Source organism: Paenibacillus sp. IHB B 3084, from assembly GCF_001447315.1.
GTDB lineage: Bacteria > Bacillota > Bacilli > Paenibacillales > Paenibacillaceae > Paenibacillus.
In genome coordinates, this window is sequence record NZ_CP013208.1 from 1 (window position 1) to 14,525 (window position 14,525).

Sequence of the window (14,525 nt, forward strand, 5' to 3'; positions counted from 1 at the left end):
TGGGGTCAGGAAGACGAGTATCTATATTACTCTAAGTTACTATTTGGCGGGGGTGGGGGTGGAGGGTAAAGATTAAGAGTGAAGTGATTAGTAGAGAGTATGAGAGAGGGGGAGAATGAGGGAGAAGAGAGATTAAAAGATAAGAGATAACAGATTAAAAGATAAAAGATAAAAACCAAAACCAAGATCAAAACCTAAAACCTTAAAGACTAAAACCTAAAGACGTGTGAGTGAATGCGAGGAAGAAAACTTTGGGGGTTGATCGAGGAAGATGGTAACCATGCTAACGCATGCTTTTGATTTTTTTTGTATGTTTATGCATTGGAGCTTTGATGTGGAAAGTTGCTTTTATGATGTTGTTTAGTCATAGTGATGTTGGAATATTACTGGAAAAGATTGAGGTGTTGCTGTTGGGGGAAGTCCCCCCGGTAGCTGGTTGCAGGATTGAATAAACAGTATGCGATATGAGCCTTTGTTTTGTTGGTTCTGTTGCACCTTCAATTACACTATTTGATGTTTGATACAACGGGTTATTCTAACTAGAAAAATGTGATAGTGTACAAGGGAGAGTGATTTTGAAAACGAAGCCGGAGGAGATTTTTTGATTACGAAATACAGTGATTTTAGAGACGATGATTTTCTTATTTTGAGGTTCATTTTGAAGCACGGTATTGTCACAACCAGGCAGATTATGACGCATACAGATAGCATGTCACGTCATGCTGTTTATCGCAGGTTGAGGAAGCTTGAAAATGCACGTTTGATCTGGAGGAAGAAATTAGCGTCCAAACTCAATGTGTATTTTCCGCATCGAGACGCACGCGATTATTTGAATTATCCTGTCACGGTATCAAATGATGCTTCTTTTTATACGGCGCAGCATGATCTCATTATTAATGATCTAATTTTGTACTTGAAATCGGCGGCGGCATCGGATTTTGAATATAAGACGGAGCGTGAATACCGGTTTGAGCTGCTAAAGGGGATCGAGGATCGACAGGCCATCATCACACGAACAAACGAGACGCGGGATTCGATTCCGGATTTCATTTTGTATCCACCAAACTTGTCAATCGCTGTTGAAGCGGAGCTGACCGTGAAAAAGGCTACCCGGCTCAGGAAGAAAATCGACTTATACGCCAATCAGCTTAAAAATGGAGATTATACAGATGTATGGTATTTTGTTCCTGATAATTCGGTGGGTAACGCTATAAAGAAGGCGGTTGATTATGTCAACAAGGCATGGGCGGCTTCGGCCCGGTCTATGACCAACACAAAGGGGATCAATGTTTTCCAGCAAATTCAAATCCGTGCTTTACCTCCTGAGGTTAAAGGAGAGGATTAGGTGCAAAATGGTGGGTTCGACGATATGTTCCGAGGGCCGACCCCGGAACAACAGGAGCAGGAAAAAACACTTGGCTATTTGGTCATAGCTGCTGTCCTGGTGGTTATATTTTGTTTTGCGATGGGTGGCATTATTGCAGGGCTGCTCATTTACCTGGTTGTTAGGTTTGTAATAAAGCGCTATTGGATATTGTACGCAATGTTGCCGCTTGCTCTTTTCGGGATTCTTATATTACATGGAACGGGCGAATGGCTTTCATCCCTAGGTTTTCTATCGTCTGTGCGGCTACCGTTTGTGGCGACCCTGGCAGAAAAATATTTTCATGATGGGAAGCCGTTCCCACTCACTGGTTATTCTTTCGTTGCTGCTGGTGTGGTTGGTATTATATTGGCCTGTGTGGTACACCCGATCATTCAATACTTTGAGAGCAAGATCATTAAATCTAAACATGTCAGCCTGCTGAAAAAACGGGCTGACCGAAAGTACAAAAAATTCCGATTAAACCGATTTAAATACAATGATCGGGCGCAACTCAAATTTCGCAAATCCGAATCGACAGCCAATTTTATTGGTTATGACGAATTTGGGGAACGTGTTGAACTGGAGGATGAAGAACTCAATTCGCACATGCTAGTCATTATGACGACTGGCGGCGGGAAGACCGTAATCATCGGGACTGTAATTGAAAATGCGATCCGGCAGGGTAAACCCGTATTTTTCATGGACGGCAAGGGTGAAAGAGAATCCATGCTTGAGTTTAAGGCACAGGCAGAGAAATATGGCCGTAAAGTGCATTTATTTACCGATATTGACCAATTGAATTTCAATTTTTTGCGGCACGGTTCACCTACGCAATTACGTGATAAAATCATGAATCTGTTTGAATGGTCTGAACCTTTCTACAAAATCAACTGTTCCCGGTTTTTACAGTTGAGCTTACGGTTGCTTCGGGAATTTGGCGAAACATTAGACTTGGCAACCATTTATCGCATGACATTCCGTTCTAAAGTAGCTGCTTATATATCGGAGCTGAAGGAGCGTGAAAAGAATGAGTTAAGTCGGATAACAACGGAATGGGAACACTATGAGAAAGTGCTTCATCAGGCCGAAAGAGCTAAGAATGCGGTTGCTCTAACGCCTGAACCGGAGGAAGAATCTACAGAAAACCCGCAAGATGCTGCTGAATCTGCTCCTGTAGCTGCCGATGATTTTTTTGGGTTCCGGCAGGCGCGACAGGATAAAAAAGCAGGAGCCACAAATGAGGAAATTCAGCAGAAGGAAGCTAATGACGCAGAGTCGGATAATGAATCCCACGCAGCTCCTATGGTGGATCTGGTCAAAGAAGAAATTGAGATCCCGCCGCAACCGGATGTATCCAGAGAAGAAGCAGCAGAGCGGTACCGGGAACGGATGGAGAAAATCGAATATTATCGGGAACGTTTTTTTGGTGAAGATTCGGAGGACGAAAGCGAGGAAGAAGATACAGGGATTAACTTCGATACGCTGGTAAGTCTTCGTAACCAGGTTGCCGAGCTGATGGAATCGGATTTAGGGCCGCTTTTTGAGGAAACCGGGGGCGGCATGGACTTACTTGAGGTCACGGATCGAAACGAAATGGCTATTTTCTCGTTGTCCGGTAACAAATACCGCGACTATATCAAAATGCTTGGCCGGATTGTCATTTCTGAATTTAATACGATTGTTGATTACCGGCAAAAAGCCGGCAAGAAGAGAATGCTTATGGTCTGTGATGAATTTTCCGCATACGCGAGTCACGAAATCGTTGATGTTGTGAATAAATCGCGTTCAGCGGGAGGGGAATGTGTTATCTCTATGCAGGGCTTATCGGATACAGACAAAGTTGATCCAAACTTGACCCGGCAGATCATCAACAACTGTAATACGTATTTATTTGGGCGCGTGAATGATAGTGAAGATGCATCCATACTCGCAGCTACTTTAGGAACCTATGAGGATGATGATATTACGAGCCAGGTGAAAAAAGACCCATTGTATAGGCTGAATTTTGAATCTGAAATGGGAACCGTGCGGAGCGTGCAGCGTTTCAGAGCGCATCCGGACGAAATTAAGGAACTGTCCAAGGGGGAAGTATTTTTGGCCCGTAAGCTGAAAAAGCGGGATGATGGACAGCCATATGTGGCCCGTGTTTATGTACGGAACGGCCTTGACCTGAAAGGGATTCAGGAAAGTGCTTCATGAAAGGAGGGAGATTGAGTCATGGCAAAGAGTTTAGAAAAGCGTAAGCAGAAAAGCGAAGGAGAGAAACGTGAAAAAGTGTCTTTGTGGACTCATATTAAAAATTTGAGTAAACGCGAAGAGAAGTCCGTGCGAAAAGCTTATCGGCCAAAAGGGTACGTGGCGCGGAAAATGGGATTTTACCTATTTTGGATTATGTTTGTCTTCATGTTCCTGGTTGTATTTGTTACCGTAATGGCTCCTAAAGGATCGTCTCAAGCAGATGCCAACCAAACGGAAAAGAAAGCGACCTTGAATCCAGCGACGACGACAACAGGCGTACAGTACGCGCAGAACTTTGCCAAGGAGTATTTTACCTGGTCGCCGGGTGATGCGGCTTTAAAGCAGCGGCAAAAGCGTCTGGAGCCATTTCTAGCGAAAGGGCTGGACAAGCAAGCGGGACTGGAGACACATGGTTTGCAGACTAAATCCACGTTTCTCAAAACGGAAATTAAAAATATTGAAGAAAAAGGCGACAACCGCGCCTATGTAACGCTCAAGGTATATCAGAAAGTGGAAGTACCGCAGCAAGTTCCAAACCAAAAAGCCGGAACGGGCAAGACAGCTCCTTTGGTCAAGTACAAGCCGATGGAGGTTCAGAAGTTTTTCGTGGTGCCTGTGGGGTACGATCAAAGCTACGGTATTTATGATTTACCCAAATTCAGCTTTATGGATTCACAAACTACGCTTGAGAAGGACGACGCAGCCAAGGGGCTAACGGATGCGGAAAACAGTCAAGAGAAAGCCAATGTACGTAATTTTTTGGATACTTTCTTTAGTTCATATGCCAGCGATCCACGAGACAAATTGGCTTATTTGCTGGAAGACCCCAAGCATCCGAATGGACTAAATAAAACGATGGACTTTGTGAGTGTGAATGCAGCTCAGGTCTATCAAGGGAATGCTCCCAAGCAATATATTGTGTTGGCGAATATTACGCTTGAAGACCCTAAAACGAAAGACCGCTATAACATGAATTACCGATTGTATGTAGTGGAGAAAAACAGTCGGTATGTTGTGACAACCCTGGATGAAAAATAGGAGGTTTGCATTATGAGTTTAGACGGCATTGTAGATTGGTTGTCCACCGAAGGGAAAAACGCGATATTTATCGCTGGTATTGTTTTTGCTATTGTGTTGGTGTTCCGAAGACAATTCATCGGCGCAATTGGTACTTTCCTAGTCCTCTTGGTGGCGTATGCCTTTGTTGCCAAACCTGAATTGTTTGGTACCATATCTGAATTTATTACAAGCAAGATGAATTTAGGCGGGAAATAAGGGGGGCCTACGGATGGAACCACAACCGCAACGAAGAGACTTGTTTGTTCTCAATGAATTTTTAATATTTGAGAGACGATTGTATCAGTTCGCAGGTTTTGCCTTTGGTAGAGCGTTAAAGATCAAAACGATAGGTTATATTTTTTTCTTTCATTTGTGATGTTTATTTGGTATCACATTCCGATTTTGAATATACCTTTATTGATTTTGCCCAATGCATTTTCATATATGGCACCCTTTTTAGGCACATATTTACTGGTTGATGTGGGGACCGAAAATCGGCCCCCAGTCAAATTTTTTAAAAGCTTTTGTGCCTATCACTGGCGCAGAAGTAAGCGGGTGACCTATTACAAAGGAATGGAGTTGGGCCAGCCTCAATCCTACGGATTTAGCGGCCAACTGACCGCGAGAGAACGGCAAGCTACTAAAAAGAAGCTCAACCCGACTTACCGTTTTGACGGTTACTTTACGGTTGGAGAAAGACCAGTAAAGAAGGTGAATCAATGAAAGTTTTCACACAGTTCCCGGTTAAACATGTTGAAGGCAATTTGGTATTTGGCAGAGACGGCACAGTATGGGCCTATTATCAAGTTGAAGGGTTTGCCTATGATTTTAGGGATATGATGCAGAAGTTTGAGCCGTACAGCAATCAATTGTCTTTTTACGTAGAGAATATGAACGATCTTCATTTTCTGATGATTCCGTCCCTAACGGATGTGAACGGCATTATTGATGAAACCATATCCGAAATCAAGCGAAAAGAGTATGCGCTGAAGGAGTACGGTATTCAGTATTTTGAGAGCTTGAAAGAAACCTTATCGAGCCAGCGTTCTTCCCGTGATACGAACGAGTACCATTCGTATATCGGAATCCAGTTGATCGAAAAGAGAAATAAGTTTCATGGTGAGGGAAATGCCGCATTAATGCTTACTACACAATTCCAGCGGTTCATGCAGGGCTTCACGTCTCCATTATATCGGGCCGTGGGCTTGATGCCTCAAGACATACTAAAACGGGATATTAAAGAACGGCAGGATCAAGCCGAGGCCCTACGTGAAATTCTCACCACATCTATGTCTTGCCTGGTTCGACATACGACCAAAGAAGAAACGGTATTTTTAATCGAACAAAACTTTAGTGTCACCCCAAACGATACACATCTTCGGAAAGGCTACGAAACGAGTGTTGATGTTAGCGGGATTGATGAAAATAACCAAAAATATGAAGCACAGCGCGGCCAGGCTCATTCATTTTATGAGCTGCAAAATGCCGAAATTAAAGAACATGACCAAAAAACGCTCAAGCTGTACAAGCTGGTCGGGGAAGAAATTAAGGAGAAATATGTACAATACCTAGTCGTAGATAAGATGCGACCCCACTCACTACATCCGGGTTCCGAGTGGATGTTTCATATACAGAACAGTTTGAAATTTCCGGTTGCGGTTTCGATTAAAGCCAGCTTCTTGCGAAATGACCAAATCATGAAGAAATTAAGTAATGTCCGGCTCTCCTATGAAGACCAACGAACCGAAGCAGCCAAAGGCAACAGTGAGGTGGATCTAAGTGTTGAAAAGTCCGAAAGCGGCGCAATTCAGATGGAAAGTCGCTTTGGGGAAACCGGATATCCTGCTTACGCATGTTCTTTTGTATTCCGTGTGGCGGGTGATGACATGGAAGAATTGCGCGTTCGGGCCAGCGAATTAAAGCGGCAGATGCAGAAATTCGGTATCCATTTGCAAACACCATACGGAGAGACGATTTCATATTTTATGGAGTTCATTCCTTCAGCTCCAAGACTCAATGAGGATTACTTACAATATTTAGAGCCGACAAAGCTGGCGGGTATGATGTTTGCCGCAACAACTAATATCGGGGACAACCGGGGATTTTATATCGGTCAGACGCTCAAGCTGAACCGTCCCGTATTTATTCGGCCTGACTTGGCCGCGAAAGCTTTTGAGGGAACACAGAATGTAATGGATTCCTTGGCCGTCATGGTTGCTGGTATGACCGGGAAAGGTAAATCTTTTTTCATTAACTTGTTTACGTATCTTTCCGTTCTGACCGGATCGCTTGCCCTTATTGTAGACCCGAAGGGCGACCGGAAAGGGTGGGCCAATGGACTGCCTTTTATTCCACCAGAATTTATATCGGTCTGGACGCTGGGCGCTGATGAAGCGGATGCGGGCTGTCTTGATCCTTTCCGCACCAGTACCAATCCGGAAGAAGCGAAGGACATTGCACTGGATATTACGTCTTTCTTGTGCAACAAGCAGTTAGGTGATGTCGGGTTCACAATATTGAGTGAAGCATCGGAACGAGAGGCTTATCATGACGACCCTTGCCTTGGTGGATTGCTGGAAGACCTTGAGAAACGATTGGTGACTGTGGAACATCGGGCGGATCGCCAAGAAGCTGCTGCACAAATTATTGAAACGCTGCATACTCTCAAGCGGAGTAACATTGCAAGATTGCTTTTCGGGGAGCGTAACCAGGACTACCGCGTGCTGGAAGTCAGCAAGCCTATTCAAGTGCTGATGGTGCAAAATTTGCAGCTACCAAGAGCAGGTAAAGAGTCTGTCCGGCCTGTAGAAAAAATCTCCGAAGCCATTTTGATTTCCATAGCTGCTTATACCAAACAATACATGTTCAATCAGGATCGGTTTATTCATAAGGTCGTCGTTCAGGATGAAGCGGAAGCCGTTGAACGTTCATCTGAAGGAAAAGCACAGATGAATTTTATCAACCGGATGGGGCGTTTCTACAATACATCTTTGGTGAAGGGGACGCAGAATGCCACCGACTATCACGAAGATGTAGCCAATATGGGGATGAAATTTTCTTTTGCTCTTAAAAAATATGAAGAAGTGGTTGAAATGCTTAAATACTATAACCTACCCGCAACACAGAGCAATATTGACTATCTCATTGGCTTAGGTCGGGGAACGGCTCTATTTCAGGATATCTATGGCCGGACGGCAGCCGTCCGCATTCATCCCGTTTATAAAGAGATTGAGGAGGCGTTTGACAGCTCCACGTCCACGCAAGAAGAACGTGAATACGAAAATGAACGTCAGGAACGCATCACAATGGGAGGTTAGGCAGATGGTCAAACGGATGATGATATTCCTGGGTGTAGTTCTGCTGCTTATTACGGGCTGTTCTAAAACCCAAACTCAGGACACAGCGGAGGTCGGCGTTGCTGATGCGCTGGCCCTCAAATATATCGAAGCCAGCACCGAAGGGAATCATGATTTATTCAAACAAATTTTGTCGCCTGATGATCCGCATTACCTGAATTTAAAAGATGGCCGTCATGTGAATCCAGGGATGTACAAAGCTATGGGGGAACGATATACCATTCAGCGCTTTGAAAAAGATACGGATGATTCCAAGGAGCTGTACTATAAGGTGGTTTACTACAGTCCCAAGCATAACGGATACTTTACGGATTACCTTGAAATACAAAAGGAAGCTGGAGACTGGAAGATATCTGAATTAGATCCGCGTGATGTTTCACGGAAGATTACAAATCCGGAAGGTGGCGTGACCGTACACGAGAATAAAGAAGGTGATAAGTAATGATGAAGAAGCTGCTCCAGATTCTTTTGTTATTGCTGATTTTTACCCTTCATGTTACGCCAGCTTATGCAGCCGATCCGGACATGGTATATGGCGGCGGCATTTCAGATAATCTTTTCAGCGGGGATCATGAGCAGACGAGCGACGGTTCCAAGGCATATTACCAAATTGATGTTACGTCTAAAACGCCTGGAGAGGAAGAAGGCGGATTTTTTAGCACCCTTGGAAGCTGGATTTCGGGTGATGCTGTAAAAGATGAAGTCCTTGCTCAGTTCTATGAAGGCATGAATTTTATGGTCAATACGATGTTTAAGATGAACGTATTCATGACCAAAGGCATGCTGTCGGTTCTTGATTTTGCCTTTAAATTCGACATTGTGAATGACTTGATCGATGGCATTTCAGGAGTCATGGAAAAACTGACGGGGATATCCGGCGGTACATTTATGGGTTCAGGAATCTATGGGCAAATGCTAAAGATCATTGGTATATCTATCGGCATTGCCTTTTTGTATAAATACTTTTTTGCGCGGGCGCAACTGCAAGCTACAAGCATGACCGCTAGTTCCTTAGCTATGCTGGTCGTCGCCTTGCTGTTTTTTTCAAATTACGCAGCCACGCTAAAAACAGTCAACAACGTGACCACGGAAATGTCGGCTGTTGTCATGGGAGCTGCATCCGGTTTAACGAGTGACGGTCAGACCGATACAAAGACGACTTTGGGCGATAACATGTGGAATCTGTTTATCCACCGGCCTTATCTGTTTCTGCAATACGGTTCCGATTCGGAAGGGAGCATTGGTAGCGGCAGGGTGGATGAACTGCTGGTCATACCCCCTGGGAAACAGCGGCAGTCTTATATAGAAGATAACGAGATCAAAGAACGAGCGAATACGAATATGACCTACGGAGCCGTGCCGGATCGTTTGGTATTTTCCGGTTTGTACAGCGCCGTCAATGCGTTTACGTCGATTCCTATTTTCGTTTTGGCTATTGCGATTCTGGCCTTTCAGTTTTGGTTTCTGGGTGTTGCAGCCGTGGCCCCGTTTTACCTGGTTATCGCGGCCTTTCCGAACCAAGGCGGGATTTTTAGGCGCTATGCGGAAGAATTGTTTCTGCCTTTGATTCTTAAAATAGCAATGTCCATTTTGGCTCTTATTATTTTTACTATGTCGGCTATTGTATACCAGATTAGTGACACCAATAATTATGCTTATTTGGCTACAGCCGTTGTCGAATTTATCGTTTTGGTGGTTATCATCTTGATTCGCAAACGTCTGCTACGCATTTTGTTTGCTGGTGGAGCTATGGCGCGTAGTGTCGCTATGGAAGCTTCCAAGGCTGATCATTACATTACATCTAAAATTCAGGACATGAAGCGTAAAGTTGTCCGCACCGCAGCGCAAGCGGCAGGCACAATGGCAGGTGGGCCAACTGCTGGAGCCGCAGCCGGGGCTATCGCTGACGGCATGTTGGGAGATCATGGCCGTGAAAAACCTTTAGAGAATGTACCTTTGGACGATAAAGAGGGCGGCGAAGTGATATCTCTTGCGAAAGGTTCCAAGGGAGAAGGTGGTTCACAGCATGAAGCTGGTCAAGTAGATGACCTTGATGCGGATTACAACGAAGGGGATACAGCAGCACTTTCAACAACAGAGCTACCCCAAAATGATTCTATATTTGTTCCACGTGTATCAACAGGTGGACAAGCTGCTGGTGCTAAGAAGCAAGGGCGGTTAGCTCAGGTCGTGGGTGCATTGGCAGCTCAAGAGTCAGCGGCCACGGCGCAATCATCGGGCAAGCTTGCCGGAACAGCTTCCAAGTTAGCGGCTGAATCGGTTGCTAATCATGGAACTGCACCCATACCGTATGACGTTCCAGAGACGAGCAGTTCAGGTGGTTTATCCCGAGTGGGGGCTTTACCTGTTGAATCTTTGGCTCCTGCCTTATCCACTGTCCCAGGTGTGGTACCGTCAACGGAGCATATGCCCAGTCATATACCGGGTGGTGTGGGAGTGCCGTTCTCAGCCGCTTACATGGCTTCACAACTGGCCCAAGTCGTCAGTCAAAGAAAGAACGGACAAACAGGGCCAGCATTACCAGTCGCGTCTCCTAGTCGATCTATGGGTCATGCTGGAGGGGGCCAAGCCCGATTCAATGGCGGCGCACTATATGATCCGCAGCAGCAAAGTACGTTTGTAGCGCCTGCACAAGAACCTGTCATGGGGCCTTATCCAGTAGGAGCAGCTAACAGCTTGCCAAGTGTCGTTATGGGAAATACAGGTGCGCCATTGTCGGCAGCTCATATGGCTTCACAGTTGGCCCAGGTAATCACTCAAAGGAAAGTGGTTCCAAACGTATCCCAAAGTCGCTCTATGGGTGACGGAGGGAGATATCAGGCCCGTTTGATTGAAGAGACGATATCTGCGCCGCAGCAGCAAGCCGCGTTTGTGCAAGAATCTGTCATGGGGCCTTATCCGAGTGATGTAGCCAGTGGCTTGCCAAACACCATTATGGGAGGAAATACGGGTGCGCTACTGCCGGCAGTTCATATGGCTTCACAACTGGCTCAGGTGGTCAGCCAAAGAAGGAGCGAGGGAGCTATCCCGGTTGTATCTCAAAACCGATCTTCACACGCTGCTGGCAGGCCGTCTGAAACCATACGTACCGTCAAAGGGTTAAGCTCTATCCCTAACCTATTTACAAACAAATCTAAGGCAACTGTTCCGCAGCGTCCGGATAAAACCGAGCCTAAAAATGTTGAGCCTGACGATCAGGAAGGTGACGCTTCATGAGTTCCAACATTCCTGATCGAGCCAAGCCGTGGGTCAGTATTATTGTTGCTTTTATCGTCGTTGCAGCTCTACTTTTCGCTACGATCCGTTATTTTTTTTTCAGTTCTCCTGACTATGAAACGCAGAAGAAGGCGAGCCAGCCAGTCAAACCACCGGGCCGTGTACACCAGTATGCGGCATCGGATCAATCCAAGCAGGACGAAAAGAAATCCATTGATGCAGCAGATATGAGCCAGGCACAGGAACTTATTCCGTTATTTCTGAAAACGTATATTCCGTGGGATGTGAAGCAGCAGCCGAATAGCAATATTGAAAAATCGAAAGAGCATATGACCGAATCCTTTTACAAGAAAATTTCTGCTACTCAGCAGCGGTACACCTTAGATGTGACCCGTAGAACCATTACCAATATTGAGCTGACGCCTGCCGACATTAGACAAACAGTTCAGTGGTGGGATGCGGATATAGAGGTTCAACAAACAGATGCTTCGGGAAAGGTTAGTACCAACTATCTGCTCTTTGTAGTGAAAGCGAAATGGGAGAATAACGCTTGGAAAATAGATGATGTAGGCGTGCGGACCGGAGAGTGGAGCCTATGAAAAAATGGCTCTTGCTTCCGGTCATTCTATCTATCATTTTTGCGATCGGACTATTTGTTATTTTCATGCTTATACCCTTATTTATGATCGGGGGCGGTCAACAAGCTTCAGCGGGTACGGGTTCCTGGGGAGCCGGTACGATATCCCAAATTGCAGAAAACGAGATCCCGGCTGAATTTATTCCTATCTACAAAGAAGCAGCAGAAAAGTATGGTGTTCCTTGGAATCTGCTTGCAGCCATACACCGTATTGAAACCCGTTTTTCCACCTTGAAACCGATGGTATCCAAAGTTGGGGCCGAGGGGCATATGCAGTTTATGCCGTGTACTTTTATTGGATGGGGAGCGCCCGGCTGTAAGGGAACTAACGGAAAAGGTCATTTTTCTGATGAAGAAAAAACGAGCCTAGAGCTGATCCAAAAGTATGGGGGATATGGGGTAGACGCTGACGGTGATGGGAAAGCAGACATGTGGAATGTGAAGGATGCTATTTTTTCGGCTGCTCATTATCTGGCTGCTAATGGCGCGGCCAACGGAGAGTATGAGAAGGCCGTATTCACATACAATCAGAGTCAGGAATATGTGGCCGAGGTTATGAAGTATGCGACCTTGTACGTCGAAGATGGCTATAAACCTATTGAAACCGTCGAGCCGGGAAAGGGCGGGTTTGTGCGCCCGGTAGAAGGGCCTGTAACGTCTCCATTTGGCCCGCGTGTGCATCCAATCACTGGAGAGGTTGGAAAGCCCCATAAAGGCGTAGACATAGGATGCTCCAAGGGAACCCCTATACAAGCGGCCAAGGCAGGCAAGGTCACTTTTGCTGGATGGCAGGATGCCAGTAACCCGAAAAAGGGGTACGGTCAGTTCATTTGGATAGATCATGGTGGTGGATATCGGACGACATACGGGCATTTATCCGCTATTGAGGTCGCTGTCGGCCAAGATATTCAGATTGGACAAGAGATTGGAAAGTGTGGTTCTACAGGTGGAAGCACTGGCCCTCACTTGCATTTTGAAATAGCCATTAATGGAACACACGTCAATCCGGCTCCTTATGTTGGACTTAAATAAATAAAGAGGAAGGCGAACGGTTTGCTAAATGAAAAAATTATTGTGCGTGTAAGCCAGGATGAAGAAGGGAAGACCGTGGGGATCGCTTGGCAAGACGACACATTTATATTCCGGAATCCGCCGGGGCCTAGCTTTGAAGGAGTAGAGTATCTGACATGCTATAAGTTAGGCAGATCCGACTTCATAGAACCCTTTAAACGCTCTACAGAAAGCCGATGGCTGGAGCAGGAAGAAAAGTACCAAGTTTACTTGCAGGAGCTTCACAAGCAATATATACCGGTTTTACAGGCATATTGCCGGGAGAACCGAAACGATATGGAATTAGCCTGGTCGATCATGGAGAAACATGGGATTGAAAGTAGCTATAAAGGGCTGACGCTGTTTTCATTTTTTTTAAAGATGGAATGCAAGAAAATAGAAGGGACTGACCGGGAAGATAACGAAGAGGACGCGAAGTTTTTGGATCAAATTTATGAAATGCGTATGGCCGTGGCAAGAATTTTTGAAGTGCGAGCTTTTGACGATATGATAGAAACAGATTCTATTTATTTCAAGACCGACGATGCCACATTCATGAAAGGTTATTTTCGTTAACGAAAGGGGAAAAGCCTTTGCAAGTTACAAACCATTTTTTCGCGGGGCGTGTGTTGCTGGACGAAAGCTACAGCCATTTTTCGCCTAAATCATCCGTGTACCAATATGCTTATGATGCCAAGCAGAGTATCATCCATTTGCTTGATCCACCTGGGCAGAACTACGGCGAGACATTACAGGCCGATACGCACGTGCAGTTTCAAAATCGCATTATTGAGCTGATCGAGATGATCACCGGGAGAAGCAAAAAGGATATTCCGGCCGAACTACGTTGCATTGTATACGAGGATGTAGGCGTGCGAGAATACTTCTTCACCGGGCCAGAGCATCGGGGCTTGAACAATGTGGACAAGGAATTGATCTATCGGCCATTTTTAGAGCAATTGAAGAAATAGAAAGTTGGTGGTCATATGTTTTACGGTATTCGGTATAATGAGCACGGCCAATACCATAGTAAGGAAGAACTGTACGATGCCAAGGCTATATGGGATTATATACAGCTCCACAAGCTCACCCATCCGGAAATAGTAATTACGGACGATTGGGATTATATTGTCGCGTCAGCCCGAAACGGATGGATTAACTACCCGAAACAATGGGTTTTACAAGAAATTCAACAAGTCTATATTTTGGATGCATCCCATTTTGACCCCGCAGTTTTCACAGAAGCTATGTTGCGTGCAGGATTCGATATAAGAGGGGCGCAGCCATCTACTTCATATGAAGCTTCTGAACTTTTGGAACGCATGTACTCCAGCTTACCGCAGGATATATCATGAATCCAAAATATGCTATAATGAGAGGGACAAGGTAACCGGTGGGGAATGACACGGCGAAGCTACCCGAAAGGGGGTGATGCCGTGTCTCTTGATTTGATCGTGAAGATTCTTGACGCTGTGCTGAAGGTGGTCAGTATTACTACTGGTCTGAAGACTTTGGTTCAGGCATGGAAACAATCACGCAAAGACAAGAAAAACCACCGGGAATAGGTATGGGAGCCTAGGAA

At 45.4% G+C, this 14,525-nt stretch carries 14 protein-coding genes; all 14 read left to right on the top strand.

Features of this window, described 5'->3' with window-relative positions; genetic code table 11:
* The first annotated feature begins 601 nt into the window (after window positions 1–601).
* A complete protein-coding gene (locus tag ASL14_RS26835) occupies window positions 602–1,345 on the top strand; it encodes a MarR family transcriptional regulator (RefSeq protein ID WP_134914823.1) in 744 nt (247 codons plus the stop codon).
* Entirely contained in the window at window positions 1,346–3,565 is a 2,220-nt protein-coding gene (locus ASL14_RS26840) for a TraM recognition domain-containing protein (RefSeq protein WP_134914824.1), read from the top strand.
* 18 nt (window positions 3,566–3,583) lie between these two features.
* Window positions 3,584–4,642, top strand: a complete 1,059-nt coding sequence (locus tag ASL14_RS26845; RefSeq protein WP_134914825.1) for a conjugal transfer protein — start codon at window positions 3,584–3,586, stop codon at window positions 4,640–4,642.
* 12 nt (window positions 4,643–4,654) lie between these two features.
* Window positions 4,655–4,879, top strand: a complete 225-nt coding sequence (locus ASL14_RS26850; protein WP_134914826.1) for a hypothetical protein — start codon at window positions 4,655–4,657, stop codon at window positions 4,877–4,879.
* A 339-nt stretch (window positions 4,880–5,218) separates the two neighbouring features.
* Complete coding sequence (locus tag ASL14_RS27555) at window positions 5,219–5,386, top strand: hypothetical protein (RefSeq protein ID WP_189338300.1); 168 nt, start codon at window positions 5,219–5,221, stop codon at window positions 5,384–5,386.
* On the top strand, window positions 5,383–7,980 hold the full coding sequence (locus ASL14_RS26855; RefSeq protein ID WP_134914827.1) for an ATP-binding protein: 2,598 nt from the start codon (window positions 5,383–5,385) through the stop codon (window positions 7,978–7,980). The genes ASL14_RS27555 and ASL14_RS26855 overlap by 4 nt, the downstream gene beginning before the upstream one ends.
* A gap of 4 nt (window positions 7,981–7,984) precedes the next feature.
* The gene (locus tag ASL14_RS26860; RefSeq protein ID WP_134914828.1) at window positions 7,985–8,461 is read left to right on the top strand and encodes a hypothetical protein; all 477 of its coding nucleotides are present in this window, start codon (window positions 7,985–7,987) and stop codon (window positions 8,459–8,461) included.
* Window positions 8,461–11,256, top strand: a complete 2,796-nt coding sequence (locus ASL14_RS26865; RefSeq protein ID WP_134914829.1) for a CD3337/EF1877 family mobilome membrane protein — start codon at window positions 8,461–8,463, stop codon at window positions 11,254–11,256. Before ASL14_RS26860 ends, ASL14_RS26865 begins: the two co-directional genes overlap by 1 nt.
* Window positions 11,253–11,855: a hypothetical protein gene (locus ASL14_RS26870; RefSeq protein ID WP_134914830.1), complete on the top strand. Its 603-nt coding sequence runs from the start codon at window positions 11,253–11,255 to the stop codon at window positions 11,853–11,855. Before ASL14_RS26865 ends, ASL14_RS26870 begins: the two co-directional genes overlap by 4 nt.
* Complete coding sequence (locus ASL14_RS26875) at window positions 11,852–12,925, top strand: peptidoglycan DD-metalloendopeptidase family protein (protein ID WP_134914831.1); 1,074 nt, start codon at window positions 11,852–11,854, stop codon at window positions 12,923–12,925. Before ASL14_RS26870 ends, ASL14_RS26875 begins: the two co-directional genes overlap by 4 nt.
* A 21-nt stretch (window positions 12,926–12,946) precedes the next feature.
* The gene (locus ASL14_RS26880; protein ID WP_134914832.1) at window positions 12,947–13,519 is read left to right on the top strand and encodes a hypothetical protein; all 573 of its coding nucleotides are present in this window, start codon (window positions 12,947–12,949) and stop codon (window positions 13,517–13,519) included.
* 17 nt (window positions 13,520–13,536) lie between these two features.
* The gene (locus ASL14_RS26885) at window positions 13,537–13,914 is read left to right on the top strand and encodes a hypothetical protein (RefSeq protein ID WP_134914833.1); all 378 of its coding nucleotides are present in this window, start codon (window positions 13,537–13,539) and stop codon (window positions 13,912–13,914) included.
* Window positions 13,915–13,929: 15 nt separating this feature from the next.
* Window positions 13,930–14,298, top strand: coding sequence for a hypothetical protein (locus tag ASL14_RS26890; protein ID WP_134914834.1), 369 nt, complete (start codon window positions 13,930–13,932; stop codon window positions 14,296–14,298).
* A gap of 81 nt (window positions 14,299–14,379) precedes the next feature.
* Entirely contained in the window at window positions 14,380–14,508 is a 129-nt protein-coding gene (locus ASL14_RS29155) for a hypothetical protein (protein ID WP_257721156.1), read from the top strand.
* Window positions 14,509–14,525: the final 17 nt, after the last annotated feature.